The sequence below is a fragment of the Undibacterium sp. Di27W genome (assembly GCF_049340345.1).
Taxonomy (GTDB): Bacteria; Pseudomonadota; Gammaproteobacteria; order Burkholderiales; family Burkholderiaceae_D; genus Undibacterium.
Genome location: NZ_JBMPOS010000013.1, coordinates 220,405 through 240,158, shown reverse-complemented (window position 1 = coordinate 240,158; position 19,754 = coordinate 220,405). Strand labels below are relative to the sequence as shown.

General features: G+C 50.6%; 15 protein-coding genes. 12 read left to right on the top strand and 3 right to left on the bottom strand.

Features of this window, described 5'->3' with window-relative positions; all coding sequences use genetic code 11:
* The 3 genes from ACO0LF_RS24175 to ACO0LF_RS24165 all read right to left on the bottom strand — a co-directional run.
* On the bottom strand, positions 1-271 hold a 271-nt coding region (locus ACO0LF_RS24175), incomplete at its 3' end, for an ExbD/TolR family protein (protein ID WP_423018662.1).
* 192 nt (positions 272-463) lie between these two features.
* Positions 464-1,348, bottom strand: coding sequence for a MotA/TolQ/ExbB proton channel family protein (locus ACO0LF_RS24170; RefSeq protein ID WP_423018660.1), 885 nt, complete (start codon positions 1,346-1,348; stop codon positions 464-466).
* 179 nt (positions 1,349-1,527) lie between these two features.
* Positions 1,528-2,199, bottom strand: a complete 672-nt coding sequence (locus tag ACO0LF_RS24165; protein ID WP_423018658.1) for an energy transducer TonB — start codon at positions 2,197-2,199, stop codon at positions 1,528-1,530.
* Between the two features lie 1,094 nt (positions 2,200-3,293).
* Between ACO0LF_RS24165 and ACO0LF_RS24160 the strand changes: the two genes are divergently transcribed.
* The 12 genes from ACO0LF_RS24160 to selD all read left to right on the top strand — a co-directional run bounded on the left by ACO0LF_RS24160 (position 3,294) and on the right by selD (position 19,727).
* Positions 3,294-5,078: an ABC transporter substrate-binding protein gene (locus ACO0LF_RS24160; protein ID WP_423018656.1), complete on the top strand. Its 1,785-nt coding sequence runs from the start codon at positions 3,294-3,296 to the stop codon at positions 5,076-5,078.
* A 96-nt stretch (positions 5,079-5,174) separates the two neighbouring features.
* Positions 5,175-7,022: an ABC transporter substrate-binding protein gene (locus ACO0LF_RS24155; RefSeq protein ID WP_423018654.1), complete on the top strand. Its 1,848-nt coding sequence runs from the start codon at positions 5,175-5,177 to the stop codon at positions 7,020-7,022.
* Positions 7,023-7,073: 51 nt separating this feature from the next.
* A complete protein-coding gene (locus tag ACO0LF_RS24150) occupies positions 7,074-8,012 on the top strand; it encodes an ABC transporter permease (protein ID WP_423018652.1) in 939 nt (312 codons plus the stop codon).
* A gap of 9 nt (positions 8,013-8,021) precedes the next feature.
* The gene (locus tag ACO0LF_RS24145; RefSeq protein ID WP_423018650.1) at positions 8,022-9,137 is read left to right on the top strand and encodes an ABC transporter permease; all 1,116 of its coding nucleotides are present in this window, start codon (positions 8,022-8,024) and stop codon (positions 9,135-9,137) included.
* Between the two features lie 9 nt (positions 9,138-9,146).
* Complete coding sequence (locus tag ACO0LF_RS24140; RefSeq protein ID WP_423018648.1) at positions 9,147-10,847, top strand: ABC transporter ATP-binding protein; 1,701 nt, start codon at positions 9,147-9,149, stop codon at positions 10,845-10,847.
* A gap of 277 nt (positions 10,848-11,124) precedes the next feature.
* Positions 11,125-12,531 (top strand): TldD/PmbA family protein, encoded by a 1,407-nt coding sequence (locus ACO0LF_RS24135; RefSeq protein WP_423018682.1) that lies wholly within the window; start codon positions 11,125-11,127, stop codon positions 12,529-12,531.
* Entirely contained in the window at positions 12,531-13,868 is a 1,338-nt protein-coding gene (locus ACO0LF_RS24130; protein ID WP_423018646.1) for a TldD/PmbA family protein, read from the top strand. The genes ACO0LF_RS24135 and ACO0LF_RS24130 overlap by 1 nt, the downstream gene beginning before the upstream one ends.
* A gap of 176 nt (positions 13,869-14,044) precedes the next feature.
* A complete protein-coding gene (locus ACO0LF_RS24125) occupies positions 14,045-14,293 on the top strand; it encodes a tetratricopeptide repeat protein (RefSeq protein WP_423018644.1) in 249 nt (82 codons plus the stop codon).
* Between the two features lie 279 nt (positions 14,294-14,572).
* On the top strand, positions 14,573-15,367 hold the full coding sequence (gene fabI, locus ACO0LF_RS24120) for an enoyl-ACP reductase FabI (protein ID WP_110257315.1): 795 nt from the start codon (positions 14,573-14,575) through the stop codon (positions 15,365-15,367).
* A gap of 89 nt (positions 15,368-15,456) precedes the next feature.
* On the top strand, positions 15,457-16,629 hold the full coding sequence (bcsZ, locus tag ACO0LF_RS24115; RefSeq protein ID WP_423018642.1) for a cellulose synthase complex periplasmic endoglucanase BcsZ: 1,173 nt from the start codon (positions 15,457-15,459) through the stop codon (positions 16,627-16,629).
* A gap of 421 nt (positions 16,630-17,050) precedes the next feature.
* Positions 17,051-18,514 (top strand): DEAD/DEAH box helicase, encoded by a 1,464-nt coding sequence (locus tag ACO0LF_RS24110; RefSeq protein ID WP_422951117.1) that lies wholly within the window; start codon positions 17,051-17,053, stop codon positions 18,512-18,514.
* A gap of 154 nt (positions 18,515-18,668) precedes the next feature.
* Entirely contained in the window at positions 18,669-19,727 is a 1,059-nt protein-coding gene (selD, locus tag ACO0LF_RS24105) for a selenide, water dikinase SelD (protein ID WP_423018640.1), read from the top strand.
* Positions 19,728-19,754 lie beyond the last annotated feature (27 nt).

Sequence of the window (19,754 nt, the reverse complement as noted above, 5' to 3'; positions counted from 1 at the left end):
ACAGGGCATCCTGGCCGCCCAGCGATTTCATGCTGCCGTTCCAGTACAAATCACCATCCTTGTTGATCGACAGGGTGATGTTTTCTGGTTTGGTTTTGTAAATCTGATTGTGTTCTGCCGGCAGCTTGAGCTTGACCGTATCCGTAATCACCGGGGTGGTGATAAGGAAGATGATCAGCAAGACCAGCATGACGTCTACCAGCGGGGTGGTGTTGATGGTGCTATTGACTTCGTCTTCGCCATCACCATCATTGCCAATTGCCATTGCCATAATGTGTTCTCTTTCAGATTTCACGAAGACCCTTTAGACCACTCAACACAGAGGCACTGAGACACAGAGAAAGGCAGGAGAAAGCCTGTTTGCAATTACTTGCAAGGTCATCCCAGATTTTCTCTGTGTTTTCCTCTGTGTCTCTGTGCCTCGGTGGTTAAGGGTCTTCGGGTTTTAATCAGTTATTGCTAATTACTTCTTGGCAGCTGTTTTACCCATGTTGCCGGACAGGACAACAGAGTGCAGGTCAGCGGAGAAAGCACGTACGTCTTCCATGGCGCTCTTGTTGCGGCGGACCAGGAAGTTGTAACCCAGAACGGCAGGAACAGCCACCGCCAGACCAATCGCGGTCATGATCAGCGCTTCACCCACTGGGCCCGCTACTTTGTCGATCGATGCTTGACCGGACATACCGATCGCTGTCAGCGCATGGTAGATACCCCATACTGTACCGAACAGACCAACGAACGGTGCTGTAGAACCAACAGTGGCCAGGAAAGCCAGGCCGTCTTGCAGGCGGCTTTGTACTTTATCAACAGCGCGCTGGATGGACATGGATACCCAGGTATTCAAGTCGATTTGTTCCAGCAAAGCGCCTTCATGGTGTTCTGTGGCTTTGATGCCAGAGTCAGCGATGAAGCGGAATGGGCTGCCTTCTTTGAGGGAAGCTGCACCAGCTTGTACGGAAGCCGCTTTCCAGAATTTGGAACGGGCATCAGAAGCCTGGCCAGACAGTTTGACCTGGTCGATGATTTTGGTGATGAGGATGTACCAGCTACCCATGGACATGATGACCATGATGATGAGTGTGCCTTTGGCAACGAAGTCACCTGTTTTCCAGAGAGCGTCCAGACCGTATGGGTTTTCTACGACTTCTTTGGCTGCTGCAGGTGCAGCAGGAGCGCCAGCGTCAGCAACTGGCGCTGCTGGTGCGGAGGCGGCTTCAGCAGCAGGAGCTGGGGCAGCAGCGGAGGCAGCAGCAGAAGCAGATTCTTGTGCGGATGCAGGTGCGACGGCAACGGCGGCTGTCAAAGCCAGGAGTGTTGCAGCCAGGAATGCGGAGAAACGGGTTTTCATTGAGGTGCTTCCTTTTAACAAAATAAGGTTGGTATTGCTTACTGCTGTTTTTATGTACGACTTGGTTTGTTTGTTGCCTGGTACTAATCTTGTTACTGCTAAATTTTTTTACTACTGAATTTTCTTGGGTAGAGCAGACAACATTACTTTGTCAGTCTGCTCTTGCCTGAGTCTCTTTATTACTCCAACTTCCAGACGTACTGAACTTTCGCCCAGGTCTGCTGTGGCTTGCCGTCTACGGTACCTGGTTTGTTTTTGCAGGAACCTGACATCAATTGGGAACGAACTGCATTGTCCAGACCACGGAAACCACTGGATTTGTCAATCTTGACATCGGCTACCGAGCCGTCTGCACCGATCAACACGGACAATTGCACGGTACCAGTTTCTTCATTACGCAACGAGGCGCGTGGGTATTCTGGTTTGCAACCACCGACGTTGAAGTCGATCACGCCGGGTACTGTCACAGGGCCAGTGGCCTTGGCTTCGACGGGCGGCGCTGTTGTTGGCGGTGCCTTGGTGAAGACAGGATTGTCTGGCTTGACATTCGACACTGCCGTAATGGTCGGCTGCTGTTGTGCCGGTTGCTGCACCTGGACTTCCGGTGGCGGAATGAACGGTGGTGGCGGTGCCAGCAGTTTTGGTGGCGGTGGTGGTGGCGTGTCTGGTGGTGGCGGAGGAGGCTTCACCTCTTCCACGATCTTGGTTTCCAGTGGCTTGATGACCACTTCCATGGCCTTGCGTGCCAGGCCTGATACCAGCGCCCATACGACAAGTATGTGAAATAATATGACCAGCCCCAAACCGATAAATTTCTTTCCCGGCTCTTGCTGGCGATTTGAAAAATCCATTCCTGCTCCTCCACTACCACTAGGTCTACTGTCTGACGCAAGTCAAAACAACTCAAACAAAAAAGTGATTATAAATGCTGAGCATCAATAAAAAGCCATACCGATACAAAACCACTTATAAATTCATAAGCAGCAGACTCATCAAAATATAAATCGCGCTTTTTCTTAAAACTGACTTATTTAATTTTGCCTGCGGCTTAACTATCCAACTTTACTGATCACATCAGCAACTGACCATTAATAAAATTATTGATCTATTTTCACCATCCCGACCACGATGTTACAAGTGAACAGGCAAGCCAAGATGGTAAAGAAAATTTTTTATACGTCGCAACCTCGTACAAGAAGCACACGTCACGTCAAACAAATCTGCCGCCTGAATCGCCTCTGTAAAAAAAACTGCTTTCACGCGGACAAAAATGTAAATTTTGGCGTCAGAAAATTTTCCGAAGGCGCATAAAACCACTTCAGCACAGAAGCTGTCAAGTGCAATGCCAGCTCATCCATCAAAAAAACAACATTGCGCATTTTGCCAAAAAAACACCCGTAAAGGAAACCTAATTTCTTGTGCTATGCAGCATAAATTATAAGGACGCAGCTTTTTTTACACTTCCTTACACTGATTAATTTGCCATGCCTGCCATTCACCAAAATTAAATTTTTTTTGAGCCTTTTTTTAGCTGGCAAACTATCTAAAGTTGCGTCTAAATATTGCACCGCGATAGTGCATAGCAACATCAAACTCCCCTGAATAATGCGCATTTATTATCAAAATACACTCGAAAAATTCAATTTGAAAAAATTTGTCACACTGCAGCATATCAATATGAAATAAAAATTTCTTTCACTCTCCTATCGACCAGACTCTTGCGTTATGGTTACGGCTTTTTGCAACTTAAGCTGGAAAACCCAGGAAGAAATTAAGAAAGAAATTAATTTGCATGTGCAATATGTAAATTAATCTGATCAATTCTTATCTATTTCAAGAATTTATCCACCTGACTGAGGAATTTTTTCTGATCAGGCCTGATCCATGCTTAAGCAAAGCGAATTTGTATCACCACGATGTTGTATCAGGACAAGAGGTAAGAGAAATGTTGACGCCCCCACAAAAAATTGCTTGCATGTTCAGCTTGTTGCTGACGACATTCTCTTTACATGCTGTACATGCCAGCAATCCGGCAAATCCGGACAAAGTTGTCAGGCAAGCATTTGAAGCGGCTGACGACGGTTTTGACATGGTTAAAACACAGAATTTTTATTCTGGCTGGGTCGGCGAAGCAATTTACGAACCTTTGTTAAGCTACGATTATCTGGCGCGCCCTACCCGCCTCTTGCCGCTGACAGCAGAATCCATGCCTGAAGTAAGCGAACAAGGCAAGGTTTTCACCTTCAAAATCAAGCCAGGCATCTATTTCGCGCCAGACCCTGCCTTTAAAGGTAAAAAACATGAATTGACTGCGCTTGACTATGTCTATACGTTCAAGCGCGTGCTTGATCCAGCAAACCGCTCTCCGCACGCCAGTTTCATAGATGGCAAGATAATTGGCCTGGATGAAATTGCCAATAAAGCCAAGAAAACCGGCAAGTTTGATTATGATGCGCCAGTAGCAGGTCTTAAAGCCATCGATAAGTACACCCTGAGAATAGAGTTAAAGGCCACTGACTACAATTTCTTGTATCTGCTTGCCTATGGTGGCTTTGGCGCGGTCGCCAGAGAAGTCATTGAAACCTATGGCGATCAGACTGGCTTGCATCCGGTAGGTACTGGCCCCTACATGATAGAAAAATACTTGCCACGCAGTAAAATTATCTTGACCGCCAACCCGGAATACCGCGGCTATACCTGGGACTTCGCTTCCACAGGCAGCGCCCGTGACAACGACATTGTCAGGCAAATGAAGGGCAAGAGAATGCCCCAGGTCGGCAGGATCGATATCAGCATCATAGAAGAAGAGCAATCGCGCTGGCTAGCCTTCCAGGATGGACAACTGGATATAGACAAATTGCCGCAAAGTGCCGCCACTGCAGCGCTGGATGGCGTTGAACTCAAGCCTGAGCTGAAAGACCAGGGCATCAAGATGGACAGGGTCACCGATGCTGGCAATACTTTTACGATTTTCAATATGCGCGATCCTGTCATCGGCGGCTATAGCAAGGAAAAAATTGCCCTGCGCCGTGCCATAGGCATGGCCTACAGCTATGAAGACGAAATTGCACAAATGCGCCTGGGACAAGCGATACGCTCAGAAATGATCATCCCTAAAGATATCGTTGGCTATGACCCATCCTACCGCAGCAGCCTGGTGTATGACATCAAACTGGCCAATAAACTGCTAGATCATTTTGGTTACAAGCGTGGCGTGGATGGCTATAGAAATAATCCTGATGGCAGCCCACTGACGATAAAGAAAACCGTGGAACCTGCCGCCATTTATAAAGTGCAGTCTGAAATCTATAAGCGTGGGCTGGACAAGATAGGGCTGCGCATAGACTTCCAGGTCAGCAATTTCGCCGATAATCTGAAAGCCGCATCTGCCTGCAAGCTCACCATGTGGAATGGTGCCTGGAATGCAGACTACCCTGATGGCGAAAATTTCCTGCTACTTCTATATGGCCCAAAATCTGGTGCGGGCAATCATGCCTGCTATGAATCACCTGCCTATGATGCCTTGTACCGCAAAGCAGTATCCATGCCCCTGGGTGAAGCACGCAACAAGGTCTATGCACAAATGAACCGTCAGGTTGAAGCTGATACTCCCTGGATAATGCACACTTCCCGCATCCGCAGCTGGCTGTACCGTCCCTGGATCATAGGCTATAAAAAGCATCCCATCATGCATTCGGATTGGGCATTTATTGATGTGGAAAAGCATTAAGCTGCTCACGCAATGCCAATAGCCTTGTCTGTCTTGTGTCTATCTTGTGTTTATCTTACTTATCACCGTCGAAAAAAATAGCAGGAGAATTTGTCTATGAAGTCCACCATTACGTGTCAGCCTGGCCGTGCAGCTCATCAGCTTGGCAAAACTGCCATGGCACTTTGCCTGGGTCTGGCTGGCCTGGTATCTGTCAGTCTGCCTACGTCAGTACTTGCAGCCACTCCTGAATTTGCAGATCCGGAAAAAGTATTACGCACTATCTTCCCGGTGGCAGAAACCGGTTTTGATCCGGCTGCGACGCGTGATCTGTATTCAAACGCCATCAATGAAGTCGTTTTTGAGCGACTGTTTACTTACGATTATCTGGCCAGTCCTGCGAAAATCATTCCAGAAACGGCAGATGGCATGCCAGAGATTTCTGCTGATGGAAAAACCTACACAATCAAGCTAAAAAAAGGGATTTACTTCACACCGGATGCTGCCTTCAACGGTAAAAAACGTGAGTTGACAGTGGAAGACTACGTTTATTCTTTCAAACGTCTGATGGATCCCAAGATCGCTTCTACGCATTTGTGGCTACTGGAAGACAAGATCATCGGCCTGGATCAACTGGCGGCACAAGCAAAGAAGACTGGCAAATTCGATTATTCCGCAAAGATACCCGGATTTGAAATCGTCGACAAATATACCTTGCGCATCCATCTGACACGTCCTGACTTTAATTTACCCATGATCCTGGCCTACACTGCCATGTCAGCCGTGGCGCGTGAAGTCATAGAAAAATACCAGGATGTACAAGGTGCTGCCATGGCAAACCCGGTAGGCACCGGCCCTTACAAATTGACTGAATGGGTGCGCGGCTCAAAAATGGTGCTCGACGCTAATCCAGACTTCCATAAGATGATCTGGGATTTCCAGGCCAGTGCAGACCCCAATGACCAGAAGATCATCGCCGCTATGAAAGGCAAGCGCATGCCGCAGATAGGGCGTGTGGTGGTGAGCGTGATCCTGGAAGATCAGTCGCGTCTACTGGCCTTCCAAAAAGATGAAATCGACTTGTTCCAGCTGTATGGCGGCTTGGCACCACAAGTCTTGAATGGTCCTGAACTGAAACCGGAGTTTGCCAAGCGTGGTGTGCAGATGTCCCGCATCGTCGACCCTGAGCTGACTATCTATTACTGGAATATGCAGGATCCCGTGTTCGGTGGCTTGAGCAAAGAAAAAATCGCCTTGCGCCGTGCCATGGCCATGTCTCATAACGTCGAAGAAGAAATTCGTATCGTCGACAATGGTCATGCAGTTCCACTGCAATACCCTATTCCACCAGGTGTGGTCGGTCATGATCCCAGTTACAAGAGCAGTGTGCAATATAACCCGGCCGCAGCCAATGCCTTGCTGGATAAATTCGGCTACAAAAAGGGCAAGGATGGTTACCGCACCCTGCCTGACGGCAGCCCGCTGGAAATTGTTCACACTGCACAAACCGAATCACGCGGTCATTTGCAGGCCGAAGTCTGGAAAAAATCTTACGACGGCATAGGCATCAAGATGCGCGCTGAATTCCGCCCGTTTGCTGAAATTCTCAAGGCAGAGAAACAATGTCAGCTCACTCAACGTATTTCTCCATGGCTGGCTGACTATCCTGATGGCGATAATTTCATGCAGTTGTTTTACAGTAAAAACATCCACATGAATAATAACGGCTGCGTCAGCATTCCAGAATATGACCAGTTGTATGAACAATCGCAGAAATTGCCTGCAGGCCCCGAACGTGACTTGCTGTATCACAAAATGGCGCGCGTCATGGAATTGTATTCCGCCCAGCGCGTAGGCTATGCGCGCCACCGCATGATGCTGTCACAGCCGCGCGTCATAGGTCACAAAAAACATCCCATCATGCATATAGAGTGGATGCAGATCGACATCGACAAGAACAAATAGACAAAAAAATGAGCCGCAGACTAACTGAAATTTGAAAACCGAGAGACAAACATGACCGCTTATATACTGCGCCGCTTATGGCAGATGGCACCCACGATGCTGGGTGTCATCCTGCTGGTGTTTTTCCTGTTTAACTGGGTGGGTGGCGACCCTGCCTATATCCTGGCAGGCAAGATGTCGAATGCCGAACAGATTGCCAATATCCGCACTCAGTTGGGCATAGACCAACCCTACTATGTACAGTTGTGGATTTTCATCAAACAGATCGCCACCTTCAATTTTGGCAATAGCTGGAGTACTGGCGAGGCTGTTTCATCCATCATAGGCACTCGTCTTGGCCCTTCGCTGACTGTGCTGATACCACTGACGATTATCGAAACCCTGATTGCCATTGCACTGGCACTGGCAATTGCCTTCAAGCGCGGTTCTTTCACAGACCGTTCTGTGATGATCGCGTGCACGATGGGTATGTCAGTCAGTATTCTGGTCTACATTATTGTTGGCCAATATTTCTTCGCCTACAAGCTGGGTATGTTCCCGGTGCAAGGCTGGGGCAATCACTTTGCTGAAAACCTGTTCAAATACTCCGCCCTGCCCATCCTGATTGCCCTGGCAGTCGGCGTGGCCCCCAACCTGCGTCTGTTCCGCACTTTTGTGCTGGATGAAGTGAACCAGGACTACGTACGCACTGCACGTGCCAAAGGTGTTAGCGAAAGCCGCGTGAAATGGGTGCACGTCTTGCGTAATGCATCGATACCTATCATTACCCACGTCATGTCCAACCTGCCTGCGCTGCTGATTGGCGCCTTCCTGATTGAACGCTTCTTCTCCATCCCTGGCATAGGCCGTGAAGTGATACTGGCAGTGGAACGCAGTGACTTTCCAGTGATCAAAGCGATCACCGTGTATGTCGCTGCAGCCACCATGTTTTTTAATTTGTTGACCGATCTGCTGTACCAGGCGGTTGATCCACGCGTACAGTTGAAATAAGGATCATTCATGAGCACGACTATCACAAATCCAACTGTACAAACTGTGTCACCCGGACTATGGGCACTAGCCTGGCGCCGTTTGCGCGCAGACAAAGTCGCTATGATTGCCTTGGCAATCGTAGCCGCGTTTTTATTGACGCTGATACTGTCTGCGACTGGCATCATCGCCTCTGACTGGGAACAAGAGAGCGGTGTCAGTTATGCACCACCGAGCTTTGTTGGTGCAGATACCGGCACTGTCGCCAAGGTGGAGGTCGAAGCACCCCCACCAGAGAATCCACTCGATCCTTTGGCCGACATCATTCGCGAATTGCGCAAGCAACCAGACGCTGATCAAGCGGTCATCGTCAATGATTACGGCATTCCTGACCCGCTGGCAAAGGAAATGGCCGAAATCCGCGTAGAGCTGGCCAAGTCTGGCAAAGCGCAAGTAGCTGAGCGTCTGACTACCCTGCCCTTTGGCGCAGACAAATGGGGGCACGACATCATCAAAAAGACCATCAAGGGTGCTGAGACTTCCATCGTCGTTGGTTTGGTAGCGGCCTTTCTGGCAACCCTGCTGGGCACCATGTTTGGTGCGCTGGCTGGTTACTTTGGCGGTAAAGTCGATGATTTCTTTAACTGGTTCTATAGCATCTTCACTTCTATCCCCTACCTGCTATTGATACTTTCGGTGGCGGCTGTATTGCAGCAAAAAGGTGTGACTACCATCATCCTGATTCTGGCTTTCACTGGCTGGACAGGGCCTTTCCGCCTGATCCGGGCTGAATACATGAAGCACAAGGCGCGTGAATATGTATGGGCGGCAGATGCTATCGGTGCTTCACACTGGCGCAAGATGTTCGTGCATATCTTCCCGAATGTCAGCCATGTGGCACTGGTACAGGTATCGATACTTGTTGTTGGTTTTATCAAGTCTGAAGTTATCCTGAGCTTCCTGGGCTTTGGCGTGCCGGTTGGTGTGGTGTCCTGGGGCAGTATGCTTAATGAAGCGCAGAATGAATTGATTTTGGGTAAATGGTGGCAACTGGTTGCCGCAACCGCAGCGATGGCCGTGCTGGTAACAGCCTTCTCATTGTTCACCGATGCCTTGCGCGATGCGCTTGACCCCAAGTTGAAATAAGGACAGATCATGAGTCAAGAAAACCCAAATCAAGCTTTGCTGAAAGTAGAAAACCTGCGCGTGTCTTTCCGTGTCAATAAAAAAGATAGTGTGGAAACGGTCAAAGGTATTTCCTTTGAAATCCCGCGCAATTCCACCGTTGCCCTGGTCGGGGAATCAGGCAGTGGCAAGTCAGTCAGCTCACTCGCCGTCATGGGATTGCTGCCACCAGATACCTCCAGCATCGCTGCTGACAGCAAGATCATTTTTGAAGGCCGCAGCCTGCTGGAACTCAGCATTGCTGAAAGGCGTGATCTGTGCGGCAAGGAAATCTCCATGATTTTCCAGGAGCCGATGACCTCACTGAACCCGGTGTTTACTGTCGGTTTTCAGATCGCAGAAGTCTTGCGCCTGCATATGGGCATGGATGCCAAACAAGCTCGCAAGCGAGCAATAGAATTGCTGGAAGAAGTTGGCATTCCCGATCCCAAGAACAAGATAGACGCCTACCCCAGCCAGATGTCTGGCGGCCAGCAGCAAAGGGTGATGATCGCTATGGCGATTGCCTGCGAACCCAAATTGCTGATTGCTGATGAACCGACTACAGCCCTCGATGTCACGATACAAAAGCAGATCATCGACCTTATCGACGCCCTGCGCATCAAGCACAAGATGTCAGTGCTTTTCATCACCCACGACCTGGCCCTGGTTGGTGAAATTGCCGACCACGTCATCGTCATGCGCAATGGCGAAATCCGCGAAGCGGGCACGGTAGAACAAATCTTTGAAAGCCCGAAAGATACCTATACCCAGGCGCTCTTGCACTGCCGCCCCACTCTCGACACCCGCCCGTGGCGCTTGCCGGTCATTGCTGATTTTATGAACAATAATGGCGCACTGCTTGATCAAAAACAACGCCCGCGTGGCCTTAAAGGTGATGAAGAGATCGTGCTCGAAGTCAAGGACCTGGGCAAGAGTTTCTATTCCCGCGAAGGTTTCTTTGGCAAAAAAGAATTCAAGGCAGTCGAAGGTGTATCTTTCAAACTCGCGCGTGGCAAGACCCTGGGCGTGGTGGGCGAATCTGGCTCAGGCAAAACTACGGTGGGCCTGACACTGATGCGCCTGCACCAGGCGACTTCTGGCCAGGCACTGTTTGAAGGCAAGGATATCCTCGCCATGTCGAACAAGGAATTCCATCATTACAAGCGCCGCATACAAATCATTTTCCAAAACCCGTATGCATCGTTGAATCCACGCTTCACTGTCGGGCAGATTTTGATGGAACCCATGCACATCCACAATATTGGTGCCAACGATAGCGAGCGCTCTGCCATGGCTTATCAGTTGCTGGAAAAAGTTGGCTTGCCCACCGTAGCCTTCCACCGTTACCCGCATGAATTTTCTGGTGGTCAGCGTCAGCGTATCGCGATTGCACGCTGCCTGACGATGAAGCCGGAAGTACTGGTCTGTGATGAATCAGTATCAGCACTGGACGTATCGGTGCAGGCGCAGGTATTGAATCTGCTGCAGGATTTGCAGGAAGAATTTGGCCTGTCCTACATCTTCATCTCGCATGACCTGGCCGTCGTCAAATACATTGCCGACCAGGTCATGGTAATGAACAAAGGTAAAGTCGTTGAACTGGCGAATTCAGATGATCTGTATCTGAACCCGACTCAGGCATATACCAAGACTTTGCTGAACGCCATACCTAAAGGTTTGCAGCACTAAGGCACTAAGTAAGCTTGTAAGACGAACCGGCGCAATGCCGGTTCGATTCTGGCCTCGGGAATACAGCAAACAATATTCATCTTAAAACTATTGCTCACCTGCATATCTGGCAAGCTATGCAGGGCCAGCATCGCTACGTTTGAGTTATCTCTTTGACCAAAGCGTCAAACACTGGCAAGATGACCATCCCTCAGCTTTGATGCCCGAAGCTGCGTACCTTCTTACCTGCAATAGGGAGTCCATATTGGATGCCTTGAAAAACCTGTTTCTCGAATTAATGCCTGCCGTTGATTTTTGTTCGCTGCGCGTGGTGGATGAACGCAGTGAAGAAATGCTGGTCAGGCAAGATGTGTTGCAACCGCTGCAGAGCCAGCGCAGTTTTGGCGCCATGCTGACCGTGATAGACAAGGGTGGCTACGGTTATGCCGCCACCAGTGACCTGTCGCGCGCAGGCTTGCAGGCGGCACTGCAGCAAGCACGGCAGTGGGCACAGCTTAGTGCAGGTAAAAGCGTAACCAATTTCAGCAGCTTGCCGCAATCATCCGTGGTTGGCAGCTATAGCAGCCCTGCCAGCCCGGCTACTACCAGGCTGAGCAGAAAAGACTTGATCAATTTGCTGATGCAGGAATCCACCGCTTGCCAGATCAACCAGCATATCGTCGACTGGAGCGCTTCAATAGGCCAGACCAGGACAGAACAATTATTTGTCAGTAGTGCCGGTGCCGATATACGCCAGCAATTTGATTACCTGATCCCCAATCTCAGCGTCACTGCCAACCAGGGTAGCGAAACCCAGACACGCAGCCTCGGTGGTCAATACAATGGCTTTTGCCGCCAGGGCGGCATGGAGGTTTTGCAACAAGCCGGTTTTTATGGCTCGGGCCAGCGTGTCGCCAGCGAAGCACTGGCTTTATTGCATGCGCCGAATTGCCCGAGCGGCCGTATGGACTTGCTCTTGATGCCTGAGCAAATGATGTTGCAAATCCATGAGTCGATAGGACACCCGCTGGAGCTGGACCGCATCCTCGGTGACGAGCGCAATTTTGCCGGCACCAGCTTCGTCACGCCGGATATGTTTGGTCATTTTCGCTATGGCTCTGATCTGTTGAATGTCACTTATGACCCGGACAGACAAGAACAATTTGCCAGTTTTGGCTGGGATGATGATGGCACACCAGCCGAAAAAACCTGGATCATCAAGAATGGCATACTGGAAAAACCGCTGGGCAGTGCCTTGTCACAAGCACGGGCAGGCATGGCTGGCGTTGCCAATTCGCGCGCCTGTGACTGGAACCGTCCACCGATAGACCGTATGGCCAACCTGAATATAGAAGCCGGTGACAGTAGCCTGGCGGAGATGATTGCCAGTGTTGAACACGGCGTGCTCATGGATACCAATGTCTCCTGGTCAATTGATGATTCACGCAACAAGTTCCAGTTCGGCTGCGAATATGGCCGCATGATAAGGGATGGCCAATTGCAGGAACTGGTCAAGAATGCCAATTATCGCGGCATCTCGGAAAGCTTCTGGCGCTCATTGAAAATGGTGGGCGATGCCAGCACCATGGCCGTCATGGGCACACCGTTTTGCGGCAAGGGCGAGCCCTCGCAAGTGATACGGGTCGGCCATGCCTCTCCAGCCTGTTTGTTTGAGCAAGTGGAAGTATTTGGAGGGGAAGCCTGATGTACGATTATTTCCTGGCACTGGCCAATTACGTCAACACTATATTGGCAGGCAATGAAAGTAGTGGCAATGAAAGCAGTACTTGCTGGTTTTCTGCCGAGACTAGCGACTTTGTGCGTTTTAATCATAGCGCCATACGTCAGCCTGGCCATGTATTGCAAATCAGCCTGAGCCTGCAATTAATCTGCGGACAAAGACATGCCAGCATGCGCTTCAATCTTAGCGGTAACCTGGAGCAAGACCAAGCTGTCATCGACGCCAGCCTGCTTGATTTGCGCAGCCTGTTGCCCGACCTGCCAGACGACCCGCATTTGCTGCTTGCCACCGAGCTAACAAACACCAAGCAAATTCTGCCTTCTGCCCTGCCGCCAGTGACTGAGATGCTGGAACAGATCCTCACCGCAACCCAAGGGGTGGACATGGTAGGCTTGCTCAGCACCGGTACACAGTATCGCGGCTTTGCCAATTCCCTGGGCCAGCGCAACTGGTATGAGAGCAGTAATGTCAATTTTGACTGGAGCCTGTTTCATACGGCGGACAAGGCGGTTAAATCCAATTATGCAGGCACTAGCTGGGACGTTGCGCAAGTCCGGCACAAGATGGCGGATGCCCGTCAAAAGCTGCTCTTGCTGGCACGTACGCCAGTGACTGTGCCACCCGGTAATTATCGCGTCTACCTGAGCCCGACTGCTCTCAATGAATTAATCATGATGCTGAACTGGGGAGGGCTATCAGAAAAAGCCTTGCGCACGCGCCATAGCTGCCTGCGCCGCCTGCAGGCGGGAGAGCTGCGCCTTCACCCCATGCTTGATATTGCAGAAGACAGCCGTATTGGGCTGGCTCCAGCCTTCCAGGAGCAGGGCTTCGTCAAGCCCGACATCATTCCCCTGATCAGCGCGGGCAAACTCAGTGGCAGTATGATTTCACCAAGGAGCGCCAAAGAATTCGGCTTGAGCGCAAATGGTGCCGGGGCCGATGAAAACGCTGTATGCATGGTCATGCGCGCCGGCACACTGGCCACTAATGAGGTGCTAAGCAAACTCGGCACCGGTATCTATATCGCCAATCTCTGGTATTTGAATTTTTCTGACCGTGCCAGTTGCCGCATCACCGGCATGACCCGCTTTGCCACCTTCTGGGTAGAAGACGGGGAAATCAAGGCACCGCTCAATGTCATGCGCTTTGATGACTCCTTATTCAGGATACTTGGTGAGAATTTATTGGAACTAACACAAGAAACTGAGGTCATCATGGACGACCGCTCTTATGGTGAACGCCATACCGGCGGCGCAGTCGTGCCAGGTGCCTTGCTCAAAGAAATGCACTTCGCACTTTAATCGTGAATACAGGCAAGTCTTCTATCAGGCCAGACACTGATAGCACATGAACTGCCTCAGCATTTTTTTGAAAGTAGAAGCATGAATTTTCAAAGCAAGTGGTTTTCTTTTGTACGCAAGGCCCGTTCAGTGAGTGCACTGAACTGAATCCTGAATTTATTCTTGAGGATAGTGATTTGAATGCCTGGGGCTATGAATTATTGCACCAGAATAAACTCAAGGCTGCATTAGCGATTTTCAGGCTGAACACCCATTTATCAACGAACAGCTTCAATGCCTTTGACAGCCTCGGTGAAGCGTATGAGGCCGCTGGCAACAAAGATCTGGCCATCGTCAATTACCGTCAGTCCCTGAAATTAAACCCGGATAACAAGCATGCAGAGCAACAATTGAAGGAATTGGAGACCTCCAAATCTGCAAAATAAGTAGCTGTATTGATAGTCATTCAGTCAAAAACCGGGCAATTGCAGTAGCAATATTGCCCGGAATTGCCAAATTAGGTTCATTATTGCCATCGCAGCAAACTTAATATTTGCCCGTTTTGGTCTTAGCCACTACAATTCCGACCTATTGTGAGCTTGGGCACAAGTTGCCCAGCCTCACTTTGTGCAGTATCAAAAAATTTTAAAACGTATCAAGGGCAGGTTTAGCCTGGCATTGTGCCGACCAGCCATTAACTTGATGCGGCCCTACCTGGAGTCAACATGGCATTTCTGCAAGGCAAAAAAATTCTGATCACCGGTTTGTTGTCTAACCGTTCGATTGCTTATGGCATCGCCCAGGCATGCAAACGCGAAGGTGCCGAACTGGCCTTTACCTATGTCGGAGAGCGTTTTAAAGACAGAATCACTGATTTTGCTGCTGAATTTGACAGCAAACTGATCTTTGACTGTGACGTCGCCAGCGATGAACAAATTGAAGCAGTATTTGCTGACCTGGGCAAATCCTGGGACAAACTCGATGGTCTGGTGCACGCGATTGGCTTTGCACCGCGTGAAGCAATCGCCGGTGAATTCCTTGATGGTTTTTCCCGCGAAGCTTTCCGCATTGCACATGATATTTCTGCTTACAGTTTCCCGGCAATGGCAAAAGCTGCGCTGCCGCTATTGCGTGAAGACTCAGCCCTGCTGACCCTGTCCTACCTCGGAGCTATCCGCGCCATCCCGCATTACAACACCATGGGTATGGCCAAAGCCTCACTGGAAGCATCGGTACGTTACCTGGCAGAACATTTGGGTAAAAAAGGTATACGCGTCAACGGCATTTCTGCTGGCCCTATCAAAACCCTGGCTGCCAGCGGCATCAAGGACTTTGGTAAATTGCTGGGCTTTGTTGCCGAACACGCACCTCTGCGCCGCAATGTGACGATCGAAGACGTGGGCAATACTGCGGCTTTCCTGCTGTCACCACTGGCAAACGGCATTACTGGTGAAATCACTTATGTCGATGGCGGCTTCTCGCATGTCATGGGCTTGAACGCTGATTCTTACGATAAATAATCAGTCTGCACCAGCCTGAACATTGCATTACGGGACAGCATTTTCATCCCGTAATGCAATGCTGCTGTGAAATAAATAAATCTATCCTCATGTTCAACGTCTTGAACGACATATCCCGGCTTGCCAAACAACTGCTACTGATCATTGTCTGCTTGTGTCTGATTCTGACTGGTCCTGCCATGGCGGCTTCCTGCAATGACACCTGGCCAGGCTGGGAGCATTTCAAGAAAACTTTCATCGCAGACGATGGCCGTGTGATCGATCACAGCGGCGCACGCAAGCCAACGACCTCGGAAGGTCAGGCATATGCCCTGTTCTTTGCATTGAGTGCCAACGACAAAGCCGCCTTTCAACGCATTCTGACCTGGACAGAGAATAACCTGGCAGCCGGTGACCTGACGGCGCGCCTACCAGCCTGGCAATGGGGGCAGCGTGAAGATAATAGCTGGGGCGTCATCGACAAAAACCCGGCTTCTGATGCCGACCTGTGGATAGCCTATAGCCTGGGAGTCGCTGGAGAAGCCTGGAAAGACAAGCGCTATACTGCCCTGTCGAGCTTGCTGGCGCAAAGAATACTGAATGAAGAAACCGCAGATCTACCTGGTTTGGGCCTGAGTTTATTGCCAGCGCCGACCGGCTTTAACCTGCCCAACAATCAATGGAAACTCAACGCCAGCTACCTGCCTCTGCCCTTGCTGCGCTGGTTTGAACAAAAAGAAAGCGATGAACGCTGGAAGCGCATGATAGCCCCGGCTATGCGTCTCATCGCTGGTAGTGCCCCCAGAGGCTATGCTGCCGACTGGATTATTTACGATGTCCAAAAAGGCTTTTTACCGGATAGTCAGGGCGTAGAAAAAGGCCAGGGTGGCTATAACGCCATCCGGGTTTATCTGTGGGCAGGCATGATGGCCAGCCAGGATGCTGAAAGAACGAATTTGCTTAAACTGCTGCGCCCCATGGCGCAACTGGTTGACAGCAAGGGCTACCCACCAGAGTTTATCGACATCCTGAGCGGCGAGATCAATGGGCCAGGCTCCAGCGGCTTCTCTGCGGCCCTGCTGCCCCTGCTGGAGGTCAATGGCGTACAAAAGACACTGGTGCAGCAGCAATTGCGCTTGCAGGCACAAGCCATCAAACCGGATGCTTATTACGATCAGGTTTTGTCCTTGTTTGCCCTGGGCTGGCAAGAAAAACGTTTTCGCTTTGACATGCATGGAAACGCCGACTTTTACTGGCAGCATTTTTGCTGGAAACTATTTTGAGCCAGAAGCAAGATATTCTTTGGAAACTGGCTGCTTTTTCCTGAAAAATCCTGTATAGTTTCGTTTTTTGCGCTGCAATATAAAAATTACAGCCAAAACCAAGTAGCATCGCAAGCCTGTGCACATCCTCAGGATGGTGCATGTAAAAGCCCTCCCGCCTCGCATGTCTGGTAGTAATCCATAGACATCATCCCGGCGCAAAGCTTTTGTGCCGAAATTTCATTGTCGTCCCTTGTTGGATTTTCTGTGTTCATTTCGTTTGGTTGGCGCTGCATTGTTGCGCGCGTTCGTTAGCAACGCGCTAATTTATACTGGGACAGAAGCAAACGTTCCGGCAAAACATGCTGCAAACCGGCCTTATCGCCGGTGAGCTTGGCATTGCTGCCGCATTTTGCAAACGTCCCAATCACGAAAGAAATTCATGAGTTTTGAAGCACTAGGTCTACACGTCAACATCATCCGCGCTCTGACTGACTCTGGCTATACCAAGCCAACTTCAGTACAAGAACAGGCAATCCCTGCCGCGATTGAAGGTCGTGACCTGATGGTCTCATCCCAGACCGGCTCCGGCAAAACTGCCGCTTTCATGCTGCCTGCTTTGCACAAACTGGTTACTGCTGAAGTTGTCAGCTACGACGCTGCCAGCAGCAAAACCCCTAATCAAGAACGTCAGGCTGCCCGTTCACGTGGCGACAAACCACGTTTCGTTGCTGCAAAACCAAAAATGCTGGTGTTGACTCCAACCCGCGAACTGGCTTTGCAAGTTACTACTGCAACTGACAAATACAGCGCTTATTCACGCCGTATCAAGGCTGTGTCCATCCTGGGTGGGATGCCTTATCCTAAACAGATGCAATTGTTGTCCCGCAATCCAGAAATCCTGGTGGCAACACCTGGCCGCCTGATTGACCATATGGAATCTGGCAAGATCGACTTCTCTGAACTGCAAATGCTGGTTCTGGACGAAGCTGACCGCATGCTGGACATGGGTTTCATCGACGATATCGAAAAAATTGTTGCAGCCACACCTCCTACACGTCAAACCATGCTGTTCTCTGCAACACTGGACGGCGTAGTCGGTAACATGGCTAAACGCATCACGACTGAGCCTCTGGTCATCCAGATCGCCGGTTCTGCCAGCAAGCATGAAAACATCCAGCAGCGCGTACACTTTGTGGATGACCTGTCCCACAAAAACCGCATGCTTGATCACCTGCTGCGCGACACTACTGTTGACCAGGCTGTTGTATTTACAGCCACAAAACGTGATGCAGACACCATCGCTGACCGCCTGAACATCGCTGGTTTTGCTGCTGCTGCCCTGCATGGCGACATGCATCAAGGTGCACGTAACCGCACTCTGGACGCATTGCGCCGTGGCCAGGTACGTGTACTGGTAGCGACTGACGTTGCTGCCCGTGGTATCGACGTTCCTGCAATTACGCACGTATTCAACTACGATTTGCCTAAATTCCCGGAAGATTATGTCCATCGCATTGGCCGTACTGGCCGTGCTGGTCGCAAAGGTCTGGCGATTTCCCTGGTAAACCATGCTGAAGGCATGCACGTCAAACGTATCGAACGCTTCACCAAGCAATTGATCCCTGTCGATGTCATCGAAGGTTTTGAACCTAAGAAATCTGCAGCACCAGCCCGCTCTGCAGCCCGCAAGCCTAACGGCTGGAAACCAGGCGATGCCCGTAAAACCGGCGCTGGCGCAGGTGGTGGCGGCGGTTACGGCAATAACAAGCCAGGTCAACGCAGCTTCAGCAAACCAGCTGGCGCATCGACTGGCACTAGCGCTGGCCCACGCAAAGAAGGCGGCGGCTACAAAGGCAATCGTTCGAATGACAGCGGCGCACGTCGTACATTTGGCGACTACTGATTTGCCAATAGCTTTCCTCAGTAGAGCAAGCAACATAGACATTGCTGCATAAGCAATATCATGAAAAAGCGATCACTTTGGTGGTCGCTTTTTTTATACTCACCGGTCCGTCGTATAATCCTCAGCTTCTGACCAACACAAAAGTATAAGCCTCATGAGTAAAGAAACTGACGCTCCAGTCCGACTTACCTCTTTCTCGCATGGTGGCGGCTGTGGCTGCAAGATTGCGCCTGGCGTACTTGCTGAAATATTAAAGAAATCCTCCGGCTTTCCTGTCCCACCTGCCCTCATGGTCGGTATAGAAACAGCAGACGATGCCGCAGTCTACAAACTCAATGACGAGCAGGCGCTGATCGCCACGACGGATTTTTTCATGCCCATCGTCGACGACCCTTTTGATTTTGGTCGTATTGCTGCCACCAATGCCATTTCAGATATCTACGCCATGGGTGGCACCCCCATCATGGCGCTGGCCCTGGTCGGCATGCCCATCAATCAGTTGCCGCTGGATGTCATAGGCAAGATACTTCAGGGCGGTGAAAGCATTTGCGCCGAAGCAGGTATACCGATCGCCGGTGGCCACACCATCGATTCTATCGAGCCCATCTATGGCCTGGTTGTCATGGGCTTGATCCACCCATCCAAAGTCAAACGCAATGCTGATGCCAAAGCGGGCGACAAGCTGATACTCAGTAAACCGCTGGGTGTAGGCATCTTGTCCGCCGCACTCAAAAAGCAAGTGCTGGACGAAGCCGGCTATGCCACCATGATTTCCAGCACCACCAAACTGAACAAACCCGGGCAGACACTTTCTGCCCTTGAAGGCGTACATGCCATGACCGATGTCACAGGCTTTGGCCTGCTCGGTCACTTGCTGGAAGTCTGCCGCGGCTCCAGGCTGGCAGCACGCCTGGATATGTCGGCGGTGCCCTTGCTGGCGCATGTAGAACAACTGGCAACAGATGGTTATATCACTGGCGCCTCTGCCCGTAACTGGGATGCCTATGGTCAATCAGTCAAGCTCGACGCGCAGATCAGCCCTGCCCAGCAAGCCTTGTTGACGGACCCGCAAACATCCGGCGGCCTGCTGGTCGCTTGCGATCCGGCAGCAGTAGACGATGTTTTAGCGATTTTCCGCCAAGGCGGCTTCTTGGAAGCTGCTGTGATTGGTGATATTGTTACAGGTGAGCCTTTAATTACTGTCCTGCCCTGATTTTTTGATTTTGCCCCCACTTTTGCA